The organism is Candidatus Dormiibacter sp. (assembly GCF_050999135.1).
Lineage (GTDB): Bacteria > Chloroflexota > Dormibacteria > Dormibacterales > Dormibacteraceae > Dormiibacter > Dormiibacter spiritus.
In genome coordinates, this window is record NZ_JBPCPN010000059.1 from 1 (window position 1) to 24,911 (window position 24,911).

At 67.7% G+C, this 24,911-nt stretch carries 18 protein-coding genes; 2 read left to right on the forward strand and 16 right to left on the reverse strand.

Going from position 1 to position 24,911, the window contains the following annotated elements:
* Positions 1 to 99: 99 nt before the first annotated feature.
* Positions 100 to 546, reverse strand: a complete 447-nt coding sequence (locus tag ACR2MZ_RS14170) for a DNA alkylation repair protein (protein WP_434005696.1) — start codon at positions 544 to 546, stop codon at positions 100 to 102.
* Between the two features lie 58 nt (positions 547 to 604).
* The gene (gene gltB / locus ACR2MZ_RS14175; protein ID WP_434005697.1) at positions 605 to 4,927 is read right to left on the reverse strand and encodes a glutamate synthase large subunit; all 4,323 of its coding nucleotides are present in this window, start codon (positions 4,925 to 4,927) and stop codon (positions 605 to 607) included.
* Between the two features lie 458 nt (positions 4,928 to 5,385).
* Between gltB and ACR2MZ_RS14180 the strand changes: the two genes are divergently transcribed.
* Positions 5,386 to 6,636, forward strand: coding sequence for a peroxidase family protein (locus tag ACR2MZ_RS14180; protein WP_434005698.1), 1,251 nt, complete (start codon positions 5,386 to 5,388; stop codon positions 6,634 to 6,636).
* A 132-nt stretch (positions 6,637 to 6,768) separates the two neighbouring features.
* Here ACR2MZ_RS14180 and ACR2MZ_RS14185 read toward each other — a convergent pair whose 3' ends face one another.
* Complete coding sequence (locus ACR2MZ_RS14185; RefSeq protein WP_434005699.1) at positions 6,769 to 7,710, reverse strand: DMT family transporter; 942 nt, start codon at positions 7,708 to 7,710, stop codon at positions 6,769 to 6,771.
* Positions 7,711 to 7,835: 125 nt separating this feature from the next.
* Positions 7,836 to 9,635, reverse strand: coding sequence for a PucR family transcriptional regulator (locus tag ACR2MZ_RS14190; RefSeq protein WP_434005700.1), 1,800 nt, complete (start codon positions 9,633 to 9,635; stop codon positions 7,836 to 7,838).
* A 251-nt stretch (positions 9,636 to 9,886) separates the two neighbouring features.
* Between ACR2MZ_RS14190 and ACR2MZ_RS14195 the strand changes: the two genes are divergently transcribed.
* The gene (locus tag ACR2MZ_RS14195; RefSeq protein WP_434005701.1) at positions 9,887 to 10,051 is read left to right on the forward strand and encodes a hypothetical protein; all 165 of its coding nucleotides are present in this window, start codon (positions 9,887 to 9,889) and stop codon (positions 10,049 to 10,051) included.
* 133 nt (positions 10,052 to 10,184) lie between these two features.
* Here ACR2MZ_RS14195 and ACR2MZ_RS14200 read toward each other — a convergent pair whose 3' ends face one another.
* The 12 genes from ACR2MZ_RS14200 to malQ form a co-directional block, all read right to left on the reverse strand.
* The gene (locus ACR2MZ_RS14200; RefSeq protein WP_434005702.1) at positions 10,185 to 10,694 is read right to left on the reverse strand and encodes a hypothetical protein; all 510 of its coding nucleotides are present in this window, start codon (positions 10,692 to 10,694) and stop codon (positions 10,185 to 10,187) included.
* Between the two features lies 1 nt (position 10,695).
* Positions 10,696 to 10,998, reverse strand: coding sequence for a hypothetical protein (locus tag ACR2MZ_RS14205; RefSeq protein ID WP_434005703.1), 303 nt, complete (start codon positions 10,996 to 10,998; stop codon positions 10,696 to 10,698).
* Positions 10,995 to 11,561, reverse strand: a complete 567-nt coding sequence (locus tag ACR2MZ_RS14210) for a hypothetical protein (protein ID WP_434005704.1) — start codon at positions 11,559 to 11,561, stop codon at positions 10,995 to 10,997. Before ACR2MZ_RS14210 ends, ACR2MZ_RS14205 begins: the two co-directional genes overlap by 4 nt.
* A 61-nt stretch (positions 11,562 to 11,622) precedes the next feature.
* Complete coding sequence (locus ACR2MZ_RS14215) at positions 11,623 to 12,930, reverse strand: RNA polymerase sigma factor (protein WP_434005705.1); 1,308 nt, start codon at positions 12,928 to 12,930, stop codon at positions 11,623 to 11,625.
* Positions 12,869 to 13,213: a YciI family protein gene (locus ACR2MZ_RS14220; RefSeq protein ID WP_434005706.1), complete on the reverse strand. Its 345-nt coding sequence runs from the start codon at positions 13,211 to 13,213 to the stop codon at positions 12,869 to 12,871. Before ACR2MZ_RS14220 ends, ACR2MZ_RS14215 begins: the two co-directional genes overlap by 62 nt.
* A gap of 199 nt (positions 13,214 to 13,412) precedes the next feature.
* On the reverse strand, positions 13,413 to 16,145 hold the full coding sequence (gene acnA, locus ACR2MZ_RS14225) for an aconitate hydratase AcnA (RefSeq protein ID WP_434005707.1): 2,733 nt from the start codon (positions 16,143 to 16,145) through the stop codon (positions 13,413 to 13,415).
* Between the two features lie 41 nt (positions 16,146 to 16,186).
* Entirely contained in the window at positions 16,187 to 17,692 is a 1,506-nt protein-coding gene (locus ACR2MZ_RS14230) for an ArnT family glycosyltransferase (RefSeq protein WP_434005708.1), read from the reverse strand.
* 38 nt (positions 17,693 to 17,730) lie between these two features.
* Positions 17,731 to 18,534 carry a polyprenol monophosphomannose synthase gene (locus ACR2MZ_RS14235; protein ID WP_434005709.1) on the reverse strand — a complete coding sequence of 268 codons (804 nt, stop codon included), beginning with the start codon at positions 18,532 to 18,534 and terminating at the stop codon, positions 17,731 to 17,733.
* A gap of 61 nt (positions 18,535 to 18,595) precedes the next feature.
* On the reverse strand, positions 18,596 to 20,107 hold the full coding sequence (locus tag ACR2MZ_RS14240; RefSeq protein ID WP_434005710.1) for an LLM class flavin-dependent oxidoreductase: 1,512 nt from the start codon (positions 20,105 to 20,107) through the stop codon (positions 18,596 to 18,598).
* Positions 20,108 to 20,185: 78 nt separating this feature from the next.
* Positions 20,186 to 20,524 (reverse strand): hypothetical protein, encoded by a 339-nt coding sequence (locus ACR2MZ_RS14245; protein WP_434005711.1) that lies wholly within the window; start codon positions 20,522 to 20,524, stop codon positions 20,186 to 20,188.
* Positions 20,525 to 20,647: 123 nt separating this feature from the next.
* Positions 20,648 to 22,522, reverse strand: a complete 1,875-nt coding sequence (locus ACR2MZ_RS14250; RefSeq protein ID WP_434005712.1) for a glycoside hydrolase family 15 protein — start codon at positions 22,520 to 22,522, stop codon at positions 20,648 to 20,650.
* 29 nt (positions 22,523 to 22,551) lie between these two features.
* Entirely contained in the window at positions 22,552 to 24,399 is a 1,848-nt protein-coding gene (malQ, locus tag ACR2MZ_RS14255) for a 4-alpha-glucanotransferase (protein ID WP_434005713.1), read from the reverse strand.
* Positions 24,400 to 24,911: the final 512 nt, after the last annotated feature.

The following is a 24,911-nucleotide window of genomic DNA, read 5'->3' on the forward strand; positions in this document are numbered from 1 at the left end:
TCGCTGAAGGCGGCCCAAGTGGCCATCATCGAGGAGAAGGAGGTGGTGCCAGAGCTGGCGGCGGCCGGCTAAGTGTTGTGGATGACGTGGTCGTCGTTCTTACACCACTTGACAGGACGTGGCCCCCGCCAGGTGCTCCAGCTGGCCACCGTTATGCCGGGCGACGTACCCGCCGACCACTGTTGGGGCGGTCACACCGATGATGTCCCAGCTGTTCAGGCCCACCCCAAGCTGATCCACATACAGCTCGAAAAGCGCTCTCTGCAGATCCTCGTCTGCTTTGGAAAATTGGGCACCGATCGCCAATGCCCCCGCCAGCCGTACTTCATGCCATTCGCTGGACAGCAGTGACGTGATGTCACGAAGCGAAAGGCCTTGGTAGTACCTGCGCACGACGCTTCGGATCAGCGGGACGCGAACTCCTAGAAAGCGATCGCCCTCACCATAGCCACCGGCTTCAGTACGAAAGAAGCGCTGCGAGAAAGCCGCGGTTTCCGCGTTTTGCAGGGCTTCGATGTCGGTTCTGACCCAGGAGGCGGCACTCATCTAAAAGCCCCAACGCTCCGCACCACACAATCGCACCCGCAGAACGCGTAAGAGTGTATTAGCTCGGCCGTGCTGCCTTTGCTGGCTCGGCCCTCGCCGGCTCGGTGACTGCGGCCGCAGCTGCGCCAGAAGCCGCTCCGGCCGCCGGCTCAGTGGGGATTGAAGCCAAGGTTGCCAGCGGCACCACCTGCCTGAATCCGTCCATCGCCGCTTCCCAGTCCGCCAACAGCGCAGATGCCCTGGCGCTGCCGGTTCGCTGCCGATGCTCTTCGACGAGCGCCCTCAGCGCGGGCGAGTCGACGGGCGGCACGGGCCGCACAGTCACGCTGTCGGGATTGTGCTGGGCCCACTCGCGGATGTAGGCCACGCCGCCCGTCATGCCTGCGCCGACGTTCCAACCGACAGGTCCCAGAGCGACCACCACACCGCCCGTCATGTACTCGCAGAAATGGTCGCCGGCCCCTTCCAGGAGTGCGGTGGCACCCGAGTTGCGGACGCCGAAACGCTCCCCCGCCCGGCCGGCCAGGAAGAGCCGGCCGCCAGTGGCGCCGTAGAGGCAGGTGTTGCCGGCCAGCACCGGATCCACGCTGGCATCTTCGGCAAAGGGACGGATGGCTATGACCCCGCCGCCCATGCCCTTGCCCACATAGTCGTTCGCCTCGCCTTCCAGCGCCAGCTCGACGTCTCCGTCCAAGAAGGCGCCGAAGCTCTGGCCGGCGCTCCCCTGGTAGGCGCGGCGCTGGCCCGGGCTGAGATCAGCGCCCACGGTGCGGTCGCAGTTCTGAATCCGACCGCTGCTGGGTGCCGCCGCGGGGGGCTCGCCGTTGCGTCGCCAGAGCCGCCGTCGGGGTGCGGCCGGATCGGCCGGGGGCTGAAGCAGGAATCCCACATCCAGGTCACGTCGATCGCCGCTCGGTTGGAGCAGTTCCACCCGGCCCACCACTTCGTCGATCGAGCGAGCACCCGCCTGGGCCAGATACTCGCGCGCCTCTTCCGCAATGAGCGTCAGGTAGTTGATCACCGACTCGGGCCGGCCCGTGAACTTGGCGCGCAGATCATCGCGCTGGGTGGCGATGCCTGTGGGGCAGGTGTTGAGATGACACTGACGGGCCATGTCGCAGCCCAGAGCTACCAGCACGCCGGTGCCGAAGCCGAATTCTTCAGCGCCCAGCAGGGCGGCGATCACTATGTCCCGGCCGCTCTTCAGACCGCCGTCGGTCCTGACGCTCAGCCGCTGCCGCAGGTCATGGGCGACCAGCACCTGCTGCGTCTCGGCGAGGCCCAGCTCCCAGGGCGAGCCGGCGCCCTTGATGGAAGAGAGCGGCGAAGCTCCGGTACCCCCGTTGTGGCCGCTGATCAGCACGTAGTCGGCCCGGGCTTTGGCCACACCCGCCGCGATGGTCCCCACCCCCGCTTCGCTGACCAGCTTGACGCCGATCCGAGCCCGCGGGTTCACTGTCTTCAGGTCCAGGATCAACTGCGCCAGGTCCTCGATCGAGTAGATGTCGTGGTGCGGCGGCGGGGAGATCAGCTGCTGGCCGGGCTGCGCGTGGCGCAGGCGGGCGATCAGCTCGGTCACCTTTAGGCTCGGCAGCTGGCCACCCTCGCCCGGCTTCGAGCCCTGGGCGATCTTGATCTCGATCTCTTGAGCCCGGCGCAGGTAGGCGGGCGTCACCCCAAAGCGAGCGGAGGCGATCTGCTTGATTCGGTTGTCGCGGACCGGCTCGGGGTCAGAGTAGTAAGCCGGTTCCTCGCCACCCTCACCGGAGTTGGAGCGGGCGCCAATCTGGTTCATCGCCTCGGCGAGCGCAGCGTGCGCCTCGGGTGAGAGGGCGCCCAGGGACATGGCTGTCGAGATGAAGCGCTTGCGAATCTCGCTGGCCGGCTCCACTTGCTCCAGCGGCACAGGTTCGCTCGGCCGCCGGATCTTGAGCAAGTCGCGCACGTCCTGCGGGGGACCCATGCTTGACAGCTCCCGCCAGCGAAGGTATTGCTCCTGGTCGCCGGTCTCAGCCGCCTTCTGCGCCGCCCGCACAGCCTGGGGGTTGTAAGCATGGAATTCGCCTGTCTTCCGGAACCGGACGCGGCCGTAGTCGGGCAGCGCGTCCTTGCCTGCCGGTAGGGCGTCACCTCCCCAGGCCGATTGGCTCCAGGCCTCCAGCTGCGTTTGCAGGGAGGCGAGGTCGTCGCCGCCAAGGCGTGAAGGCACCCCCCGCAGGCAGAGCTGCATCACCTCGGCCCCGAGCCCCAGCGCCTCCAAAACCTGCGCCCCCCGGTAGGAGGCCACGCAGCTGATTCCCATCTTCGCCATCACCTTCAGCAGGCCGTGCTCCAGCGCATGCCTGTACTGCACTTGGCCCGCCTCGCCCTCATCGGTGTTGGCGGTGGCAAAGCCGAGGTAGGGATGCACAGCGCTGGCCCCGACAGTGATGAGGCAGGCGAGGTCGTGCACATCTATCACATCCCCGGCGACGCTCACGAGGTCCTTCTGGAGGCGCTGGCCAGATGCCAGCAAGCGCTCGTGAACGGCGCCGGCGGCGAGGGGGGAGGGAATCGGCAACCGATCGGGCCGCGCGTTTCGATCGCTCAGGGCCAGGATGCCGTCCGGTGCGTGTTCGGCTTGGTCGCAGAGTCGGAGGAGCGCATCGCGCAGCGACTCACCGGGACTGATGGTCGCGTCCAGTACAAGTGCCGAGTCGAGCACTCGGGCGAGTTCGCCGGCGCCCAACACCGGCGACTCCAACTCCAGCAGCGGATGACCTTTGGCGCTGATGGCTGGGTGATGGCGAAGGCCGAGCTCGTCGCCAGCGATGTTGCCGGGCAGCAGAGTTCGGCCCCGAGCGCCGAGCATCACTCGCAGAGACATGACCGAGCGCTCCCGGAGCGAGTCGATCGCCGGGTTGGTGACCTGGGCGAAGCGCTGCCGGAGGCGGTGGCTGACACGGCGGGGCGTGCGACCCAGCGGCGAGATCGGAGTGTCGTCGCCCATCGAGTAAACGGGGTCCTGGCCGGTCGCCGCCATGACCTGGACCACCATCTTCACGTCCTCCGCCCCCCAACCGTGCAGCCGCTGCTGGCGCACCAGGTCCTGAGGCGTTTCCACGTCGCGATGGCGGCGCTCGATCGGCACGAGCACCCGGTCGGCCAGCAGTCCGTAATCGTGCCGCGAGGCGACGAAGCTTTTCGCCTCGGCGTCGCGATGGACTGTGCCTTCACGCACGTCGACGAGCAGGAGCTGGCCCGGCCCCAGACGACCGCGCTCGATTACGTCGGCGGGTTCGAGTGGCACCACGCCGGCCTCCGAGGCGGCGACCACCAGCCCGCTGCGGGTGATCTGATACCTGACCGGCCGCAGACCGTTGCGGTCGAGCGCTGCACCTGCCACCCGGCCGTCTGAAAAAGCCAGCGCGGCCGGCCCATCCCAGGGCTCGAAGCGAGTGGACTGGAAACGGTAGAAGTCGCGCACCCTCGGCGCCATGTCACCCCGCGCTTCCCACGCGTCCGGCACCAGGGTCATTAGCGCTTCGGCGGCGTCGAAGCCGCGCTGAACCAGCAGCTCCAGGACATTGTCCAGCGCGGAGGAGTCCGAACCCGCCGTCACCACCGGGCGCAGCTCCTCAGGGAGTTCGGCCTGGCGAGCGCGCATGAAGGCTCGATTCGCTGTGATGGTATTGATCTCGCCGTTGTGGGCCAGCAGACGGAACGGTTGAGCCAGCCGCCAGTCGGGCAGCGTGTTGGTCGAATATCGCTGGTGGAAAACCGCCAGCTGGCTCTCGGTGGCAGAGTCCTGGAGGTCAAGGTAGAAGGCGGCCAAATGCGTCCCTGCCATCAGGCCCTTGTAGACGATGGTGCGGCTGGAGCAGGATGGGATGTACATCCGCACGCCCTGTTTCGTGGCGCGCGACTCAGCCAGGCGTCGGGCGCGGTAGAGCAGGCCTTCCCACTCGCTTTCGCCGCAGTCAGGCCGGGTGATCACCGCGTGCCAGATCTTGGGGACGGTGGCCCGCGCTCGGCTGCCCAAGCTCTCGAGATCGATCGGCACCAAGCGCCAGTCGACCACGCCCAAACCCTCCTTGGCCAGCCCCTGGGCCAGCGTCGTCCGGGCTCGCTCGTCCCAATCGAAGAGCACAGCGACTGCCGTGTCGGCTGGGAAGAGGCGGCGAGGGATCTGGATCAGGAGCCCGGCGCCGTCGCCACTCTTGCCATCGGCGTCGAGGCCGCCGCGGTGGGCCAGCCTCGCCAGCGCACCTGTGCCGAGAGTGACAACACGATGGCTGGCCGGCCCTCCGGGGGTGGCGACGAAGCCCATGCCGCAGGCTGCTCGATCGGCGCGCAGGTCACCTGGCCAGTGGGCGCGGGTGGAGCTAGCGAAAGGCGCCATCCCGCAGAAGGCTAAGGGCGAGGAATCGCCATCCATGGTGACCGCTCTACAACCGATCGGCAGTAAGCTCGTGGCCGGATTACAGACTGTACCGATGGTTAGGCCAAGACCGCAGGGCGGACGTCAGTTAGCTTTCTGCCGGCGTTTATAGTGAGCCTTGCGCCATTGCTGGCCCCGATCCGGACCAGCGCGGACGGCTGAAACAAGGAGTTGCGTCATGGCCCACGGCGAAGTAGACGCTGGTCACCTGACACCGCGATCCACTTTCTACGACCAGGGCCGGTTCGGAAGGCTTTTCCCGACGCTGCCGCCGTTCGCCGCCGACACACCGTTGATCCGTGCAGCGCTCACTGAATTGGGTGCTCCAGGCGGCGCGATGGACGCCGGCGACGACCTTAGCGATCCGATCACACTGATCACCGATCCGGCGAAGAGCCTGCAATCCCAACAACCCGACCATGACGGCGGGATTCACATTTCTGGGCCAGTTTCTGGATCACGACATGACCTTCGATCCGACCTCGAGTCTCGCCCGGCGTCAGGACCCCGAGTCCATCCGCAACTTTCGAATTCCCCTGCTCGACTTGGACAGCCTGTATGGGAGCGGTCCCGGGGCCTCGCCGCAGCTCTACGATCAGTCGCTCGATGGCGGCCGGACGAGTTTTCTCACCGAGCCGATACCCGGCTCGGAGGCGGTCTCGGTCGACGGCAGCCCACGCCACGACGTGCCTCGCAACAGCCAGCTCATCGCCATCGCGGGTGATCCCCGCAATGATGAGAACCTGATAGTCTCCCAGCTTCACCTGGCCTTCTTGCGTTTCCACAACACGGTGGTGACTGACGTCAGGGCTGAACTGGGGTCTGGTCACACCACTGACGAACTCTTCGCCGAGGCTCAGCGGACCGTGCGCTGGCACTATCAATGGCTCATCCTGCACGAGTTCCTGCCCAAGACTGTCGGCCAGGCAACTATCGACGATGTGCTCAACAACGGGCTCAAGTACTTCAGGTGGCGTCACAACCCCTATATCCCTGTGGAGTTTTCGGTGGCCGCCTACCGCTTCGGCCACTCTCAGGCTCGGCCTAGCTACCGGGCGAACTTCGGCACCAGCGCCACGGATCCGTCACAGCAGTTCTTCGCGCTGTTGTTCGACCCCAGCGCAGTCAATCCCGACGATCCTACGGACCTCCGTGGCGGACGCCGCGCGGCGCGCCGGTTCATTGACTGGCAGACCTTCTTCGACTTCGGAGACAGCCGGGCGCGGCCAAATAAGAAGATCGACACCATCCTCTCGACTGTGCTGTTCCATCTCCTGGGCCAGCCGCCCGATTCGCCAACCTCGCTCCCGACGCGGAACCTGCTGCGCGGCCTGACCATGGGGGTGCCGTCCGGCCAGCGCGTCGCTCAGGCGATGCAGCTGCCGCAGCTGGCGCCCGGCGACCTCGCCGACCTATCGCTGCTGCACCTGCAGCAGAGCACACCGCTGTGGTTCTACATCCTTCGAGAAGCTGCTGTGACCGCCAACGGTGAGCACCTCGGCCCGGTCGGCGGCCGAATCGTAGCCGAAGTGCTCGCGGGGTTGATCCAGGGCGACAGCCAGTCGTACCTCAAACAGCAGCCAGACTGGACCCCGACCTATGGCTCAGGTGGCGCTTTCACGATGGTTGACCTGCTCAAGACGGGGGGTGTCGTGGCGACGATCGCCTAGCGTCACTTCCCTGTACGGCACCGATTGGCGTCAGCCGACAGGCCCGGCCACCTGCTCGCGCCGACGAGCCACAGCGGCCGTGCAGGCGCAAGTGGGTCGAGCGGAGGGATGCAGCCCCCAGCCACGTGACGATCAGCGCCGCAACCAGTGCGGCCAGCCCCCCGGGCGTCCGAGGTCCGCGGTCGGCACCGCCTGGATGACCAGACCCATCGCGATCAAGGCGCCGCCCAGCCAGCCGATCGGTGTGGGCCGCTCATGAAGCAGCAGCAGCCCCAGCGTCGCGGCGGTCAGAGGCTCCGCCAGACCTAGCGTGGTGGCGCGGGCGGCGGGGACCGCTCGAAGGCCGCGTCCGAAGAGCAGGTAAGCGAGCGCCGTCGTGATGAACCCCAGCCAGCCGATCAGGAGCAATCCGGGCAGCCCGGCAAGTTGCTGCAGGTTCTGACCCAGCCAGAACGGCACCAGTAACAGTGCGCCGGCGCCAAAGCTCGCGGCAACCACAGCTCGGCTCGAGTGCCCCGCTCGCAGCAGTCGCCGCGCGCTGACTGTGAAGCAGGCGTAGGCCAGACCGGCGCCGAGGGCGGTGGCGACACCGGCGGGCACGACCCGCGCGCCCGGCCCGACCAGAGCCAGCACGCCCGCCAGGGCGAGCGCTGTGGCGGCCGCCCAGCGAAGGCCGGGACGTTCGCCGATGAGAAGGCCCAACAGTCCGGCGAACACTGGGCCCGAGCCGATGGCGACCACTGTGCCGAGAGCCACGCCAGTGGTCGCCACAGCGGAGAAGAAGAACAGCTGATAGGCGGCCACGCTGACCGCAGCCACTGTTGCAGTCAACGGCCGGCTAAAGAGAACCTGAAGCAGTGGCCGTGGGCCCCCGCTGAGCAGGGCCACAAGTACCAGGGCGAGACCGCCGACGGCTGTGCGCAACGCGCCCACTGCCAGCGGCGCCGCGTGGGCTCCGGCCAGCGCCTGGGCGGTGCCCGTGGTGCCGAAGAGAATAGGCGCGATCAGCAGCAGAAGAGTCGCCTCTCGCAGCGAGAGGCCAGGGCGTGAAGTGGTCTGCGCTCTGCTGCCCACCTCAGCCGTCGGCTGCGGCTGGGCGCCACGTTGGGGCGGTCCAGTTCAACCTGGCCCGCACCCAAATCGCCGATCCGGAGGCAGCGGCGATTTCACTCACGAGCCGGTTCGGGCAGCGCAAAACCTCAAGCAGGACGCGCTGGGGCTGCAGAAGGGGACGCCTGCCGTCCCTCTCTTCTTCGCCTGTCCCGGCCGTCGCCGAGCAAGCTGTGCACCCGCAGCGCGACCGTGAGGTTGAGCCGAATCTCGGGATCCTCCAGGGAGGAGCCGGTGATCTCACGGATCCGCTCCAACCGATAGCGGAGCGTGTTGGTGTGGATCCGGAGCCGGCGGGCCGCCGCCTGCTGCTCACCTTGCTCCAGGTACGCCTTGAGCGTCGCCACCAGGTCGGCGCCCCGTTCCGCGTCGTACTCGACCAGCGTGCCGAGATAGCGTTGAGAGAACTCCACCAGGCGGTCAGGGCTGACGCCGGCCAGGAGCCCCGTCAGACCCAGCTCCGGCACGGCGACGATCTGCGCCCAGCGCCGGAAGCGGGCCAGTGTGTCCATCACGGCCCGCACCTCCCGGTGAGCGGTCGCGACACCGGCCGGGGCCTCGACCGCCGCTGAGTAACCGACGGAGACTGTAAAACCCGGCCGCCAGTCGCCGAGCGCTTCACGGACCTGGACCGCCAGGGCGCGCAGGCGAGCCTGCGGGTCGCCGGGTTCGGGGCCGAGCGGAATCAGCGCGACGACGCTATCGGAGCGGGCTTGGAGGAGAGCGCGGGGATGAGAAGCGCGCACAACGCCTGAGACGCGCCGGTACAGCTCGCGCTTCACCGCTTGGATCGACTCCTCAGTCAGGTTCCGATTGCGCAGGAAGGCCCGAAAGTCGTCGACATCAGTGACCAGCACGACGTGGCGCCCAAGCAGCGGGTAGCGCAGGTGCCGGGAACGCCGCTGGGCGGCCGGCTCGTCCCCGTAGGTGCCGTGGATCAGGTCGTCGACGAACTCGCCCCGCACATGCTCTTCAGCCTCCGCCACCTCTCGCTCCTTGGTCAGGGCGAAAGCCATGACCAGAGCCGCCTGCTCGACGGCCATGTAGGCGAGTTCCTCGTTGTCGGGTGGCTGGTCCAAGATGGAGATGACGCCCAGCAGTTCCCGGGCGGCCATGATCGGCGCGATGATGCGCGGCCGCTGCATTCCGAGGTGGGGGAAAGCCTGCACCTTCATGGGATGCCTGTGCTCGGCAACCTGGCGGAGGACGCTCTGGATCTCGGGGTCGTAGAGCACCCTGGGCGGGGTGCCGTGGTGGTGGATGGTCTCCCGCCGGTGAGCGTCAACGCTGCCACCCGCGTGAGCCAGCAGATGGAAGGAGGCGTCCTCGACCGAGACCGGGCTGCCCAGCAGTTCCGCCAACGTGCGGCAGATCTCGCTCACGCCCTTGCCGTCGAGGAGCAGCTCGGTGAAGCGGCGATGGATATCGAGCGAGCGCTTCAGCCGCCAGTGCTCGGCGTTGATGATGCGCTCCAACAGCGGCTCCATCAGATCTGCCCAAGCCACCTCCTCGCCGACAGTCAGGAGCGGGATGCCGAGGTGGTCCGCCTCCCTGACCATCTCGGGCGGCAGCTGCGTCAGGGAGCGGCCGAGCTTCACGACGAGGCCTGAGCCTCCCGCTGCCGCGATCTTGCTGACAAGGCGCGTCAGAGCGTCGACGTCTTCCTGGAGGCGGAAACCTGTGGTGAGCAGCAGGTCGTGCGGGCGCAACCGGTCCTCTGTCTCTGGTGTCTCCATCACGCGGACCCACTCGATCGACCTGTCGAGACCGGCGCCGCCGCCGACCAAGACCGCCTGCGAGAGGCCGTCGAAGTGCATGGCCTGACGCAGCGTGGGGGGCGGGATCCGCGGCTCCTCCCCAGACTCAGGTTCGCGGGCAGAGGTGACCATGCCTAATTATGGTGTTCGCCACACAAAGCCGGAAGATGTTGATTGTCAACCGCTGCCTATCCGTTCCCTCCAGGCAGTCCTAACCTGAAGCGCGATGGCAGTCTCCCGCATCTCACCGATCGTCGAGCTCCGGCTTGGGCTCCTGATTAGAAAGGCGGGTTTGCCAGTGCCGTAGGAGCGGCCCGGAGAACCCCGCCTCAGTTGACTGGGGCGGGGTTCTTTGTTATCAGGATCAGCCAGAGGTAGACATGATGGAACAGGAACGAGAGACTTACGACCAGCTACGCAGGAGCTTTGCGGAGCTGGACGAAGCTGCGTGCCGTCGGGCGGCGGAGCGGGTTCAGGCCGGCGAGCGACCCCAGGCGGCCTTTGCCCAGGAGTCGGTGATGGTGCAGCTGGTCCGCTGCTACAACTGAGCAGTCAGGGGGAGGACTCCCGGTCCGGCTTGCCAGGAGGCGGAAACTCTGGGTGTTGCAACTCGCCGGCTGACGGCCGGCGAGAGTCAGGGGAGCGGAGGTCTGTCAGGGGAGGCGTGACTCCCCTGACCGCTCAGAACCTGAGGGCCGAGTTGGTCAATGTCACCGCGAGGGCGACCAGCAGGACGAGGCCGAAGCCCCCAGCCAGACAGAGCGCCTGCCGCCGCACCCAGCGCTCCACGTCCGCCTCGGATTCCTGAAGCTCAGCCGAGTACAGCTGATCGAAGAGCTGCTCGCAGAAGCCGCGCAGAAGGTCGCTCGGCGACGACTCCAGATATGCCTCGAGAGTGAACAGCTCGCTGGAGGCGGGCGGCAGCAGAGGCCATCGGATCTGAAGGCGTCGCGGCCAGAGCGCTTTCGCGGCGCAGTAGAGACCGGCCAGCAGGGTCAGTATCGCAAGCAGGCTCACCAACCAGATGAAGGCCGGCCGAGCCGAGCGCTCAGAAGCCAGCAGTCCCAGAAGGATGCCAGTTGCAGCGGCTCCCGTGGCAGCTCTCTGCTGCAGCGCCCGCAAGTTCTGGACCCGAGCGTCGACGCCGCGTGAAAGCTCCTGATAGACGGCCTGCAGCTGCGCCAGCTCCACCTCAGAACACTGTTCCGCTGGGATACTTTCGCACAGTCAGAATCCAGACCTCCCGCTCTGCCAGGTCGACTGCAAAGCCCACCACCACATCAGGCGTGAGCCAGAGTAGCCGCTTGCTCATGGGCCTGCCCATGACAATCACCTGGGCGGCCGGCGAGGGCAGGCTGAGGCCGTGGGCCAAGGGGTTGGACTCCAGCTGCAGCCAAGCCTCGGCGGCCTGTGTCGGATACGCAGCCTCGCCGGCCTGCCACTGGGTTTCCGCCTCGGCGCCGGCCCAGGTGACGCGCCAGCGCTCGACGCTCACGCCGGCTGGGCTTGACTTCCCAATCGGCGGCGGCCTGGCTTCCCAGGGCGCGCACTGGCGGTTGCCTTCGGCTGGCGTTGCCCGCTCAGATTCTTCCGCTCGCGAAGGCGGTGGTGGCCGTATTCAGGGTTGATCTCGATGGGTTCCAGCAGCCACTCCCGCATGGCCGGCTCAGCATATAGCCGGGCCGTGACGTTCCAGCTGCGCTCGAGTTGGCCCAGCGCCCCGAACGCTCCAGTGTCGACGGCGGCTTGGGCCGTCTCAGCAAACTCGCGCAGGAACTGCGCGTGCCATTCCACCGGTAGCAGCCGCAGCCAGGGCAGCGTGCCGGGCGCCTTGGCAGTCAATGCTTTCCGCGCAGCGTCACCCTCCAGCCCCGCCAGCAGCAGGGAGGCGGCGGTGCGCAGGCTGTCCCGAATGCCTTCTTCGCGCTTAGCCTCCACAAGCATCAGGTCAGCTCCGTCCCGGCGTTGGAGCAGCACGTCCTGGCCTGACTCACTGACCTTCAGTACCTCACCGCTGCGGCGGACTATGTCACTGAAGTTGCGCTTTGCCATATCCATGGCACCTAGCTTACAACACTAGTTCTGAAGTAGCCGACGGCGTAAGTCTCGGAGATTACGCTCAGGCGCCGTCGGCTACCTTCCCAGCGTTGGCGAGGCTGTCCACGTCTTTAGCGAGGCGCCGCTCGAGGAGAGCCTGCTCAGCCGAGTTTGAAGTCAGGGCCGATGCGCGCCGGCCGGCAGCGACAGCCTCCGCCTCCCGACCCAAATCGCGCAGCAGCACTGCGCGGGTCGCGTGAAGGAGATGGTAGTTGTCAAGCCGGTTTCGGACCTCGTCGATCTCGGCCAGGGCCTTCCCAGGACCTTCGACATGGCTCCGCGCTATCGCCCGGTTGAGCCTCACCACGGGCGATGGATCGAGTGCCAAGAGCATGGTGTAGAGACCGAGGATCTCCCGCCAGTCGGTCTCTTCCCAAGTCGGCCCCTCGCAGTGCACAGCGGCGATCGCCGCCTGCACCTGGTAGGGGCCCAGGCGGTGAAGCGCTGCGGCGCGATGGATGAGCCGGACCGCCTCGGCGATTGCCCGTCGATCCCAGAGCGAGCGGTCCTGATGCTCCAGCAGCACCAGCCGGCCCTGACCGTCAAGTCGCGCAGACCAGCGAGCGAGATGAAGGCGGATCAGGGCGAGCAGACCCAGGGGCTCAGGCACGTCGGGCAGCAGACGTATCAGCAGCTCAGCCAGCCACTCGGCATCGCGGGCCAGGTCGTGGCGGACGGGCGCGTCACCGCCAGTGGCGAGATGGCCTTCGTTGAAGACCATGTAGAGCACTGTGAGCACCTCGTCGAGTCGCGGCCGAAGGTCTTCTGGACCTGGCAGTCGGTAGGGGATGCCGGCGTCGACAATCTTGCGCTTGGCTCGCACAATCCGCTTGGCGAGCGTCGGCTCAGGCACGATAAAGGCTCGGGCGATCTCGGGAGTCGTGAGGCCCACCACGGCGCGCAGCGTGAGGGCGACCTGGGCCTCCCGGGCGAGGGCCGGGTGACAGCAGGTGAAGATGAGCCGCAGGCGATCGTCGGCTTCCCGCCGCGGGCGCTCAGGCAGGGCGCCGATCAGTTCGAGCTTCGCGCGCTGCTTGGCGTCACGCCGAAGCCGGTCCAAGCCCTTGCGGCGCGCTGTCGTCAGGAGCCAGGCGCCAGGCCGCTCCGGCACGCCATCCCTGGGCCAGTGCTCGAGGGCCTCGAGCAGCGCTTCGGAGACCAGGTCCTCCGCCAGGTCGAAGTCGCCGAGAATGCGGACCAGGCTCGCTGTGAGCCGGCCCGCCTCCTCTCGGAAGACTCGCTCGAGCGAGACCTCGCTGCTGGTTGTACTAGCGCTGGATGACAGGTCTGACCTCCACCTTGCTGCTCGGCGAGGGGAAGGTCCGAGCAATGGTCAGCGCCTCGTCGAGGTCGGCGGCTTCCAGGATGCCATAGCCACCAACTGACTCCTTGGCTTCCATGAACGGCCCGTCAACGACGGTCGCCTCCCGGCGGGCGTTCAGAACCAGCGTCGTCGCGGTGTGCGGCGGTTGGAGCTGATGGCCTCCGACCATCTTTCCCTGAGAGGCGAGCTTGGCCCACCACTCGCCGATCTCGGCATAGATCCTCTGCCGTTCGTCCTCAGGGCCGGTGTCCTCCCACTCGCCGCGGGTCAACAAGAGCATGTACTTCATGTCGGTTCCTCCTAGGTGATAAACGTTGATCCTGCACCTACGACGAAGACCGCGGGTCAAAATGGACAGGCCAGCACTCAAATGGTGCTGATGAGGGCGAATAAGTTCTACTCCCGCCGACTCGGTGATCCAGATCGGGTTGCTTTTCGAGAGCGAGGGAGCCGCAGAGCCGTGGCTCCCAGTGAGGCGCCGCCTTAGCTCAGGCGTCGGAGGCTAGCAGCTGCCTGACCACCATGTTCAGCACGCCGCCGTGGCGGAGATACTGAAGGTCCTTCTCATTGTCAAGCCGGGCGAGCACCCGGAAGGTCTTGCTCTCGCCGGCGGCCGAGCGCGCCTCGACCTCCAGCTGCTGGCGAGGGCTGAGGTCTTGAGCCAAACCGCGAATCGAGAACTCTTCCTCGCCCGTCAGGCCGAGCTGCTGGCGCCCGTCGCCGGGGCTGAACTGGAGCGGCAGGATGCCCATGCCTACCAGGTTGGAGCGGTGGATGCGCTCGTAGGACTCGGCGATGACAGCTCGGACGCCGAGGAGCTTGGGCCCCTTGGCGGCCCAATCGCGGGAGGAGCCGGAGCCGTACTCCTTACCGGCCAGCACGATAAGAGGTACGCCTTCGGTGCGATAGCGCTCGGCGGCGTCGAAGATGGTCATGACCTCGCCGCTGGGCTGATGTCGGGTCCAGTAGCCCTCCTTGCCCTGGGCGAGCTCGTTGCGGAGACGGATGTTGGCGAAGGTGCCCCGCATCATGATCTCGTGATTGCCCCGCCGGGAGCCGTACGAATTGAACTCCCGCGGCGCGACGTCACGCTCCTGTAGGTACTGCCCGGCCGGGCTGGCGCTTGGGATCGAGCCGGCAGGCGAGATGTGATCGGTGGTCACCGAGTCGCCCAGCACGGCGAGAGCTCGGGCATCCTCGATGTCGCGCAGCGGCTCCAGCTCAGGCACCAGCTTCTCGAAGTACGGCGGCTCCTGGACGTAGGTCGATTCGGCGTCCCAGGCGTACGCCTCACCGACTGGCGCGCGCATCTGCTGCCAGTGCTCGTCGCCGTCATAGATGCGCGAGTACTGCTTGGCGAAGAACTCAGGTTTGACCGACTCCCGGATGGCAGCTTCCACCGCTTCGGAGCTGGGCCAGATCTGGCGGAGGTAGACCGGCTCACCGGTCTTCTCGCTGTTGCCGATGGGTTCCTCACTCAGATCCTTGCGGATGGTTCCCGCCAGGGCGTAGGCGACCACCAGCGGGGGCGAGCCCAGGTAGCTTGCTCGCACCAGAGGATGGATGCGGGCCTCGAAGTTGCGGTTGCCAGAGAGCACAGCCACCACGCTGAGATCCTGCTCCTGGACCTCGGCCTCGATCTCCGGGGTGGCCAGCGGTCCCGAGTTGCCGATGCAGGTAGTGCAACCATAACCGACTGTGAAGAACCCCAGCTGCTCCAGCGGCTGCATCAGGCCTGCCTGCTTCAGATAGTCGGTGACCACCCGGGACCCGGGTGCGAGCGACGTCTTGACATAGCTGGGCACGCGAAGCCCTGCCTCGACCGCGTTCTTCGCCAGCAGACCGGCGGCCAGCATGACAGAGGGGTTGGAGGTGTTGGTGCAGCTAGTGATAGCGGCGATCACGACCGAGCCGTTGCGCAGCTTGGTGGCCGCCCGCTCAGCGATTGCCACTCCGCTTTCGGCAACACCGTAAACCGGCTGATCGCCACCCTCGCCCGCCAATCGCTCGAGATCGTCGGCGGTCTGAGCCGCATCCGCGTCCGCCGGGTGGAAGGCGGCGCAGAAGCTGTCCCAGACCATGTCCAGCGAAACGCGATCCTGCGGCCGCTTGGGGCCGGCCAGGCTGGGCTCGACCTGGGCCAGATCCAGCTCCAGCAGCTCGGAGAACTGCGGGATTGGCTGACCGTCCTCGCGGAAGAGGCCCTGCTCCTTCGTGTACCGCTCGACCAGGTCCAGCACGTCACCTCGGCCGGTGGTCTCCAGGTAGCGAAGGGTCTGGGCGTCCACCGGGAAGAGCGCGGAAGTGGCCCCGTATTCAGGGCACATGTTGGAGAGCGTCGCCCGGTCGGCAACCGTCAGGCTGGAGAGACCGTCGCCGCAGAATTCCACAAACTTGTTCACCACCCCGTGCTTGCGCAGCATCTCGGTCAGCGTCAGCACGAGGTCGGTGGCTGTGGCGCCGGCGCGGAGCGCGTTGTGGAAGCGGACGCCGACCACCACCGGCTGAGAGAGGTACATCGGCTGGCCCAACATGGCGGCCTCCGCCTCGATGCCACCCACGCCCCAGCCGAGCACACCCAGGCCGTTGACCATTGTCGTGTGCGAATCGGTGCCGACAAGGGTGTCGGGAATGGCCACGCGACCACCGGCCAGCTCGCGGATCTGGACCACGCGGGCAAGATGCTCCAAGTTCACCTGGTGGCAGATGCCCATGCCGGGCGGCACGACTGAGAAGCCGTGGAAGGCCTGTTGGGCCCAGCGCAGCACAGCGTAGCGCTCGAAGTTACGCTCGTACTCACGTTCGATGTTGGCGGTGTAGGAGTGGGCGTTGCCGAACATGTCGACCTGCACCGAATGGTCGATGACGAGATCGCAGGGAATTTCGGGGTCCACTCGAGCCACATCGCCACCCGCCCGTTTCACCGCCGAACGCATGGCAGCCAGGTCCACGACCGCCGGCACGCCAGTGAAGTCCTGGAGCAGCACCCGCGCCGGCAGATAGGGGAGTTCGGCGCCGGCGGGCGGCTCAGCCGGCCAATTGGCCAGGGCGCGGACATTGGCCTCGCCAGACCGATCGGAAGCTGCCTGTCGAAGCACCATCTCGAGCAGCACCTTGACCGTGGCGGGCAGCCGGCCCAGATCTCCCAGCCCCATTTCCCCGGCCGCTTGGAGGGAGACGAAATCGAGGTCAGTGCCGGTCAGCCGGCGGCGGGCATCCACCTTGCAAATGTACTTCCATGCCGGCGAAGTAGGCCCCTTCGCTAGCCACAGGCCTCGATCACCACGGCCGGCCCGGGCCGATCGAGGCTGGCGAAGCCCCAGATCGGCAGGTAGAAGGAGTCGATCGGGTCGTAAACGGCGCCCACGGGCGAATCACCTGTGTAGGGCTTGAAGATCGCTGCCGGCGCTGACGCCGTGTCCCGGGGCGGGGATTGCCAGGGTGGACCTGAGGCTGCCAGTGCGTAGCAGGGCGCCCCTTCACGGTTGACGTTAAAACGGTCCGTGTAGCGACCCATCTGGAAGCTGTCAACTATCGGGTTGCCGGTGGCATAGATCGCGTGCAGCCCACCCTCACCCAGCTCGGAGGCGCCGTAGAAGGGCTGCCACCAGTAAGTTCCGATCCGAATCTGTGAGCCCGGAGGAGCGTTCGTTTGCAGCCACCCCGCCGCCTGCTCACGCGTGTCCTGGGCGCCCAGCAGCCGGTCGGTGGTCACCGAGGCGTAGCCGGCCGGCGCCAGGAGCAACAGCGCCAGCCCGCCCGCGGCCGCCTGCGCCCCGGCTCGGGTGGGCACGGCTCGCACGAGGCCGCCGGCCAGAACGCTCAGGGCCGGCAGCAGAGGCAGGGCATACCGGAAGAACACCTCGTGGGTCAGGCCGGAGGCGAGGAAGTACGCGCCAACAAAGGCGAGCAGCGCCAGGTCGGTGCGAGCTCGTCGAACCACTGCCACCACAATCCCCGCAAGCGCCAGGGCGTAGCTGCCCAAGCCGAGCCCGAACGGCAGGCTGACCGTCGGGTGGTAGACCAGTCCCAGCGGCAGCCCCGCGTACTCCTGGCCGGCGCGGCCGCCGAGAAAAGCCAGGCCGCGGAGAAAGTCGAGCGGGTGACCAGCGGGCACGAACACAGCGGCGAACGCAAGAGCTGCGCTCCCTGCAGCAGCCAGCAGCCGGCCCCAGCGGTCGGGACCGCCGAGAGCGAGGACCAAGAGGTAAACGGCCGCGGCGGCGGAGGTGTACTTGGTCGCCGCCGCCAGGCCGCAGACGATCCCCGCCAGCAGGAAGCCGCCGCGACCGCTGGCCCGCTGTCCGGCCCAGAAGGTGAGCGCCACCAGCGCCATCGCCAGGCTGTCGGTGGTCGCGAAGTGGGCCTGCCTGACCGCCAGCGGGGCGAGCGCCAAGCAGGTGGCGGCCAGAACGCCGCCGGCCGTGCCGTACGCCGATCGGCCGGCCCGATAGACGAGGGCGGTGGCGGCCACCAGGGCAGCCGCGGACACGGCGCGGGCGGCCAGGTATTCGGCGCTGGGATCGATCCGCGTCGCCGGCCCCAGGTGCTGGCCGGGCACCAAGCTCAGAGCGGCCTCAGCCGCGGCAAACACATAGAAGCCTAGCGGCGGGTAGTTGTAAAAGAGCGGGTCGAGGCTGTGCTCGACGACCATCCGCACCGAGCGGCCGACCATCACGTCCTCATCCGAACGGAAGAGGAAGGGCAGCCCGAAGCCCAGGCTCCAGACGGCGAGCCCGGCCGCTGCCGCCACCGGCAGCATCGGCATGACCCCGGCCGCCCACCGGAACCGGTGCCTGGCTGTCGTCACTCCCGCGCTACCGGGCCCTGCCGCGTAGCCGGCTCAGTCGGTTCCGGCGGCGCCTTCGCGGGCTGCGGCCCAGAACCGGTCATCTGCTCCCAGCGCAGCCGCGGGACCAACGCGATTGCCTTGCGGATCTCGGCGGTGGACACCTTCGAGCGGCCCGCCAGCCGGTCCTCGAAGCGGATCGGGATCTCGACCACCGGATAACCCAACCGCAGCGATCGGTACACCATCTCGATCAGGAACGCGTAGCCGTCGGAGACCACTTTGTCCAGATCGATCCGTTCCAGCAGCTCGCGCGGATAGCACCGGAACCCAGATGTGGAGTCCCGCACCTGCACCCCAAGAATGCGGCGGCAGTAGAGGTTGGCCGAGTGGGAGAGGAAGCGACGCCGCCGGTTCCAGCCCGCAATGGCGCCACCGCGGACGTAGCGGGACCCGATCGCCAGCCCGCCAGCGGACGCGGCCGCCTCGACCAGCGCACTCAGCACTGATGCCGGATGGGAGCCGTCGGCGTCCATCCCGGCCAGCAGGTCGTGGTCGAGGGCGAGCCCGCGCCGAAAGCCTTCGACATAGGCGCTGCCGAGGCCCAGCTTGCCGGCGCGATGGAGGACGGCTACTCCGGGATCGACGGCCGCCAGCTGGTCGGCCAGCTCGCCCGTGCCGTCGGGGGAGCTGTCGTCGACCACCAGCACCTGGAACCCCTGCGCCCGGATCGACGCCACCACCCGCGCCAGGTTCGGCAGCTCGTTGTACGTCGGCATAACGACCAGCGTCCGCAGTCCAGCCACGACCGGCGACCCCATCACTGGAGCGGCATTATGACCGCCGCCGAAAAGCCGGCCGCCGCACGGCCGGGCGAGGAAACTAGATTCGAATCCCCAGGCGGCCTATCGGTTCCAGCAGCTGCTCCTCTTCGTCCCTCAAGTGGGCCAGCAGAAGATCCGCCAAGTGGTCGACAGCTGCCTGGGTGTCGCTGAGACGGTTTTCGTCGTCCACCATTGCGACCAGGGCGGCGTCGACCTCGGCCAGAACCCGGGCGATCCCCTCGTGTTCGTGGCGGAGGCGCTCCAGGATCGGGCCCAGTGACTGGTCAGCCGCCCTGAGATCGGCGAACATCTGCTGGTCCTCGATCGCGTGGTGGACGCTCACAACGCGGCAGTAGGCGGCACAGAACGCGCCGAGCGTCCAGTAGTTCTGCCGCATGGTCATCTGGTTCAGATACGACCTGGCTTGGGCCGCAGAGGCCCTGCCCTCCGCGACCTCCGTGATCACTTCGCGAAGCTTCGCCAGCTCCAACCTCAGGTGCTCGTGAACGGCAAGCAGCATCTGCTGTCCCGCACGGCCGACGCGGCTGATCGGCTCCTCTTGGCTCACCAGCCGCTCTGCTTCACGCGCTGCCTCGCGGGCAGGACGATCGGCAGTCGGCTGAGGCCCGGCTGCCGCGACCGCAGGGCTTGCCGGTCCAGTTGGTGGGAGGGCCGAGCGACGCTGCCTCTCTCGGCTGACGGCCTCGCGGACGGCGGGCGCAACCTCTTCAGCGAAGCGCCGCAGGTCCGCGGCGATTTCCGGTCCGGAGCCCAGGATGAACGTGCTCATCCCGTCCAGCAGCGCGAGCTCAGCGAGCTGCTCAGCCCACTCCGTGGCCGGTCCATTCAGGAATCCCGAGCCCGGCGGTCCGAAGGTGCCGCTGATGTTTAGGGCGCGCCGAATCTCGGCCGGATCACGTCCGGCGTCCTGGGCGGCGCTGTCGATGGTCAGGTTCATCCTGCGCAGGTCCTCGGGCGCGGCATAACCGAGGGAGGGAATCCAGCCATCGGCGGTCCGGCCGGTGAGCTGCAGCATCCGCCGCTTGTAGGCCCCGAGCCAGATGCCGATCGGATGCGGGGGGACCGGGCCGGGCCGTGCTCCTTCCAGGAAGTAGTACGAGCCCTTGAAGTGAACCGGCGGTCCGGGCCGCCAGAGGCTGCGGATCACGGTTATGGCCTCGGCCAGCGCTTCCACGTGCTCTGATACGGAGCGGCGGGGTCCGCCCATCGACACTATCGCGTCCAGAAAGCCGCCGGCACCCAGGCCGAGCTCGACACGTCCACCGCTGAGGATGTCGAGAGCGGCGGCGCTGCGGGCCAGGACGGCGGGCGGTCGCAGAGGCACATTGGCGACGTCGGGGAAGAGCCTGATCCGTTTGGTTCGAGCGGCCACGTAGGACAGCAGCGTCCAGACGTCCAGGAACGCCGGCTGATAGGGATGGTCCTGGAAGGCGACGATGTCGAGGCCCAGGTCGTCCGCCGTCTCCGCTGCGGCTACGACCGCCTGCTGGTCACGCGCGTTCGGGAGCAGGAAGGCCCCGAAGAGCAGGTCGTGGTGGTAGTCGGCCACGCTCCGAGTATCCGGCCAGAGGCCGCGCTAACAGTTGCGCCTGGCCGCTGGCTGGGACGGCATGGGCAGACTCAGCGCTCAGGCCGGAGGTCGGCGGTTGCTGAGGATGGCGACCAAGAGGCCGGCCAGCCAGCCGAGTATGCCGTAGCCCATCATCGCCACCAGCACGATGGGCTCGAAGTGGAAGGGCGGGTCGCCCTGGTCCTGCAGCCACCAGATCGGAGGCTTCAGCGGATCGAAGGGCAGCAGCAGCGGCCGGGTCACACTCAGCAGGAGAGTGCTTCCCGGCAGGCCTGTCAAGCCCAGCAGCTCCAGTCCGAAGCGGGCGGCCAGCAGGCTTTGGATGACTGTGCTCAGCGTCCAGGTGAGTCGCTCTGCCCGCTCGTCGTAGGCGTGGTAGCGGCGGCGTGCTAACACGTCCAGTCGCCGAATTCCTGGGCTGGCAAGCGGGCGTTTTTGGCTCCTCCCCCCGCTTGCGGAGGGAGGACCACTCCAGCCAGCAGCGTCTCAACCACTGGGCGCCAGGTCAGGCCCGCTCGCTCAGGCGCGGCTGGCCTCCGATAGCCGCACGGCGGCCGCGATGTGCGCCAGGTGAGTGAACGCTTGGGGGAAGTTGCCGAGCAGCTGACCGCTCTCGGGATCGAACTCCTCGGCAAATAGGCCCAGGTCATTGCCGGCGGCAGTGGCCCGATCGAAGACCTCTCGCGCCTCGGCGAAGCGGCGCTGCCCGGCCAGGCAGTCGACGAGCCAGAACGTGCAGGCGAGAAAGTAGCCCTCCCGGCCCCCCTTGACACCATCGTTGACCTTGTCGGTCCTGTAGCGCAGGATCAGCCCCTCCTGCTCGAGCTCGGCCCGGATGGCTTCCACTGTCGCGACCATGCGGGGATCGTCGTACTCGCAGTAGCCGACGTTGGGCAGCGTGAGCAGCGCGGCGTCCAGCTGCCGGCTCTTGTACGACTGCACAAAGCAGCCGCGCTTTTTGTCCACACCGTTGGCGTCGATCGATTCCCGCATCTCCTTCAGCGTCTTGCGCCAGCGGTCGAGCGGCGCCTGGCGCATGCACTCGACGGCCAGCTGGAGGCCGCGGTCGACGGCCGCCCAGCACATGACCTTGGAATGCACGAAGTGGCGGCGGGGGCCGCGCATCTCCCAGATGCCTGAGTCCGGCTCGCGCCAGCGCTCCGCCGCCACGTCGACCAGCTCGGCCAGGAAGCGCCAGTAGTCATCGTCGGGAGAGTGGCCGCGGCGATGCCAGATCCAGGTCAGCAGGAGCAGCTCCCCGTAGGCGTCCAGCTGCAGCTGCTCAGAGGCGGCGTTGCCGATCCGGACAGGCCGGGAGCCCCGATAGCCCTCCAGCGGCAGCACGATCTCGGTCAGGCGCCGCTCGCCGCCCACGCCGTACATGATCTGCAGCTCATCCGCTGAACCTGCCGAGCTGCGCTGCATGAAGCGGCGGAAGCCGTCGGCCTCCTTGTCGCAGCCGATCAGGGCCAGCGAGTGCACGCTGAGATAGGAGTCGCGGATCCAGCTGTAGCGGTAGTCCCAATTGCGCGGGCCGCCGATCTCCTCGGGCAGCGAGGTGGTCGCCGCAGCCGCGATGGCTCCGGTCGGCGCGTTGGTCAACGCCTTCAGCACCAGCGCGCTGCGCAGCACAGCGGGGCGGTCGGGGCCGCCGAAAGTGGCCCGCTTCGTCCACCGCCGCCACCAGGCAACAGTGCTCTTCAGGTGCTCGTCGATGACGTCGGCCGTCACGGGATCCCAGGCGCCGTCGTCCAACTCGGTGGGCGGTTTGGCTTGGATCACCAGCCTGATCCGTTCTTCGCCGTGGACCGAAACCTGGGCTCGCAGGTCATGGTGATCGCCGAGGCTCAGCTCCACGTCGCTGCTGACCAGCATTCCGTCGTCGCCGCCGATCACCGCCCAGGTGCGGATGCCCGCTCGGCGGAGCCACGGCCTCATCTCTCCGTAGTCGAAGCGGGGAACGATTTCGAGGTCGAAATCGACCCTGCCCCGGACTCCCTCGATGATGCGGATCAGCTCCATCAGCGGCTGCTCGCGGCCGCCGGTGCGCATTGCGAAGCAGTCGATCACCGTCGCCTCGCCGCCACCAGTGGTGAAGGTCGTTTTGAGGACCATGGTGTCCGATACGTACTCGCGGTGGCTGGCGTAGGTCTCGCTGCAGGGAGTGATGGAGCAGTAGCCGCCGGTCTGCCAGTCGAGGAGGCGGCCGAAGCAGCTGCCGGCGTCGACCCGGCGCAGGCAGCACCAGTCGATCGACGCATCGGTGCTGACGAGCGCCGTCGAGTGGCAGTCGCTGATGAAGGCGTAGTCGCCGATGGGCGGATAGGCGTTGGGCGTCTGGCGGTTGCTCTTCCCTGTCGTGCCCTTGGCGTCGACCGGAGCGTCTTGTTGCATGTCCCTCTATCTCACCACGTGGCGGCTGCTCAGCGAGAGTCGCTCAGCTCGCCGGAGCTCAACGCCCTGGCGACTTGGGCGACGCCTGCCTGCGCTTGAATCTGCTCCAGTGATAGCGGCAGGGCCAGGCGCCAGTTCGGCCAGTCAGCGTCCCCGCCGGGATGATTGGGCCGTTCGGCGACGCCTAGAGCATCCTCCAGCGTGGCGCTGAGAATCTGGGCTGGGCTGCGGGCCAGAGCTCTGTGCGCCGGACCTATCACCTCCGCCACTGTCTCCTCGCCGGTCAAGCCGGCGTGCTCGCGAAGCCGGTCTCTGATCTCCGGATCCGTGTCCACGCCGCCCCAGACGCCGGCCAGCGTGGGGAGGTCGTGAGTGGTGAGCGCCGCCAGCGCCCGCGCCGGGTAGCTCTCCGGCGGCTGCTCCTCGAACCAGAGCAGGCGGTAGGAGAGGACTTCCCGGCGGCTCAGTTCCTCACGCGTCCCCGGCTCCACGGTGCCCAGGTCCTCGCCCACGACGAAGGCGCCCGCGCGCTGGGACTCGAGCGCCAGGACGTCGAGCAGGTCACCGAAGGGATAGTGAACGTAGGCGCCCTGGCTGCCGTCTGAGCCGGCTGGGATCCAGAACAGCCTGAACAGTCCCATCACGTGATCGAAGCGCAGTCCGGCGCCGTGGCGGAAAGCTGCCCGCACCGTCTGGATGAAGGGCTCATAGCCCGCCTGCCCGAGCCGCCACGGATGAAAGGGGAGGACACCCCAGTTCTGGCCGGCCGGGTTGAAGGAGTCAGGTGGGGCGCCGACTGAGACGCCTTCTGCGAAAGCGTCGGGCCAGAGCCAGGTGTCAGCTCCGTCGCTCTGCACGCCGACAGCCATGTCATTGATCAGCCCGATCTCGCCGGCGGCTGCCGCCAGCTGCCTGTCTAGCAGCCACTGCAGCCACTCGTGGAACCGCACGCGCTGGCGTTTCGCCTTTGCAAACCGAGCCACGGCAGGGGAGTCAGGTCGGTGCAGCTCCTGGGGCCAGCGCTGCCAGGGCGAGCCGTGCTCCTCGCTCAACACGCAGAAGTGGGCGAAGTCGCGCAGTCCGGCGCCCTCCCGCTCGGCGTAGCGATCCAAGTCGGGGTCGCCGGACCACGTCTCAAAAACGGCCGCCAGCGCTTCGAGCTTGAGCTGGAAGACGCGGTCGCGGTCGATCAGCCGGGCCTGATTCAGCGCCCGGCCCGCACTGGCCAGGGGCTCGAGGCGGCCGCCCAGCCGCTCGGCCCCCGGCGCCTCCTCGACCCGCAGGTAGAGGGGACTGCGGAAGCGCCGGCTGGCCGGGTAGTAGGGGCTGGGCTGCTGAGGCAGAGTCGGCAGAGCGGCGTGCAGCGGGTTGAGCAGGACGCCGCCGGCACCCAGCTCCGCCTTCGACCACCGCCCGAGTTCACGCAGGTCGGCCAGATCGCCCAGGCCCCAGCTGGCGCGCGAACGCAAAGCATAGAGCTGGACCGCCCAGGCCCATGCCCTCGCATCGCTGGGAGAGCGGCAAACGCCCGGGCTGACAATCAGCCGCTGCCGAGCTCCATCGGCAAGGCGGCGCAGCTCGTGGTAGCCGGCGGGCAGGTCAGCCGGCGTCCTGCCTGCGAGAGTCAGCACCGCTCCGTCCTCGGTGAGAAGCTCGTGCGCTTCGTTCAGCGCGAGTGATCGGCCTGGCCGGAGGAACCGAACCGGCCGGCGCGGTGGGGGAAGGTCTGCACCGCCTCCCAAAGCCGCCAGGATGCGCTCGAGCACCTCGGGTGCAGGCTCCTGCCAGCGGCCTTCCTGGTCGTGATAACCCATCGCCACCCGCCAGGCGCGCGCACGAACCTGCTGCTCGGCGACAGGTCTGTGAGCGGAGTTCATGACTCCCGCCGCGCTCGTGGACGGACGTTAGGCTGCCCGGTCCCCGAGTAGCTGAGACGCTCTTGGTTGAGGTCGTCCTCCCCCCGCCCGGGGGGAGGCAGGTGGGGGGCCTTGGATTGCAGGCTGGACCAGAGCCGCCATTTCGGTCCTTGGGCATCTCGCCGCAGCTCCTGGGCCCTCGAGAGGGGTTTGACGGACCTTGGACGCAAAGGTCTCACCACAGGGCGGCGGGGGCAAGGTGGGCCGCTGACGCCCCCCTCCGAGCCTCCCCCCGCAGCTGCGGGGGGAGGACGCAAAATCCCTGCTCGGGTTCTCAAGATCTCGGGGACCGGACAAGTTAGGTCGATGGGCTGGGGGTTCATCCCAGCCGGACCTCGGCGCCGGCCAGTGCGAAGTACACACGGCCGTCCGCCTGAAGTGTTTGGCGCCGAGGGAGGCATCCGTCCAACGCCCACCTGGTGGGGTTTTGGAAGGGGAGGCGTGCCTCCCGTTGCCGTTGATTTTGCTGCTCC

What these genes read in the sequence shown, in the direction of transcription:
- ACR2MZ_RS14170 (WP_434005696.1), bottom strand. Translation starts at nt 546, where the DNA reads ATGAGTGCCGCCTCCTGGGTCAGAACCGACATCGAAGCCCTGCAAAAC.
- gltB (WP_434005697.1), bottom strand. Translation starts at nt 4,927, where the DNA reads ATGGCGCCTTTCGCTAGCTCCACCCGCGCCCACTGGCCAGGTGACCTG.
- ACR2MZ_RS14180 (WP_434005698.1), top strand. Translation starts at nt 5,386, where the DNA reads ATGACGGCGGGATTCACATTTCTGGGCCAGTTTCTGGATCACGACATG.
- ACR2MZ_RS14190 (WP_434005700.1), bottom strand. Translation starts at nt 9,635, where the DNA reads ATGGTCACCTCTGCCCGCGAACCTGAGTCTGGGGAGGAGCCGCGGATC.
- ACR2MZ_RS14195 (WP_434005701.1), top strand. Translation starts at nt 9,887, where the DNA reads ATGGAACAGGAACGAGAGACTTACGACCAGCTACGCAGGAGCTTTGCG.
- ACR2MZ_RS14210 (WP_434005704.1), bottom strand. Translation starts at nt 11,561, where the DNA reads ATGGATATGGCAAAGCGCAACTTCAGTGACATAGTCCGCCGCAGCGGT.
- ACR2MZ_RS14220 (WP_434005706.1), bottom strand. Translation starts at nt 13,213, where the DNA reads ATGAAGTACATGCTCTTGTTGACCCGCGGCGAGTGGGAGGACACCGGC.
- ACR2MZ_RS14230 (WP_434005708.1), bottom strand. Translation starts at nt 17,692, where the DNA reads ATGCCGATGCTGCCGGTGGCGGCAGCGGCCGGGCTCGCCGTCTGGAGC.
- ACR2MZ_RS14235 (WP_434005709.1), bottom strand. Translation starts at nt 18,534, where the DNA reads ATGGGGTCGCCGGTCGTGGCTGGACTGCGGACGCTGGTCGTTATGCCG.
- ACR2MZ_RS14250 (WP_434005712.1), bottom strand. Translation starts at nt 22,522, where the DNA reads ATGCAACAAGACGCTCCGGTCGACGCCAAGGGCACGACAGGGAAGAGC.
- malQ (WP_434005713.1), bottom strand. Translation starts at nt 24,399, where the DNA reads ATGAACTCCGCTCACAGACCTGTCGCCGAGCAGCAGGTTCGTGCGCGC.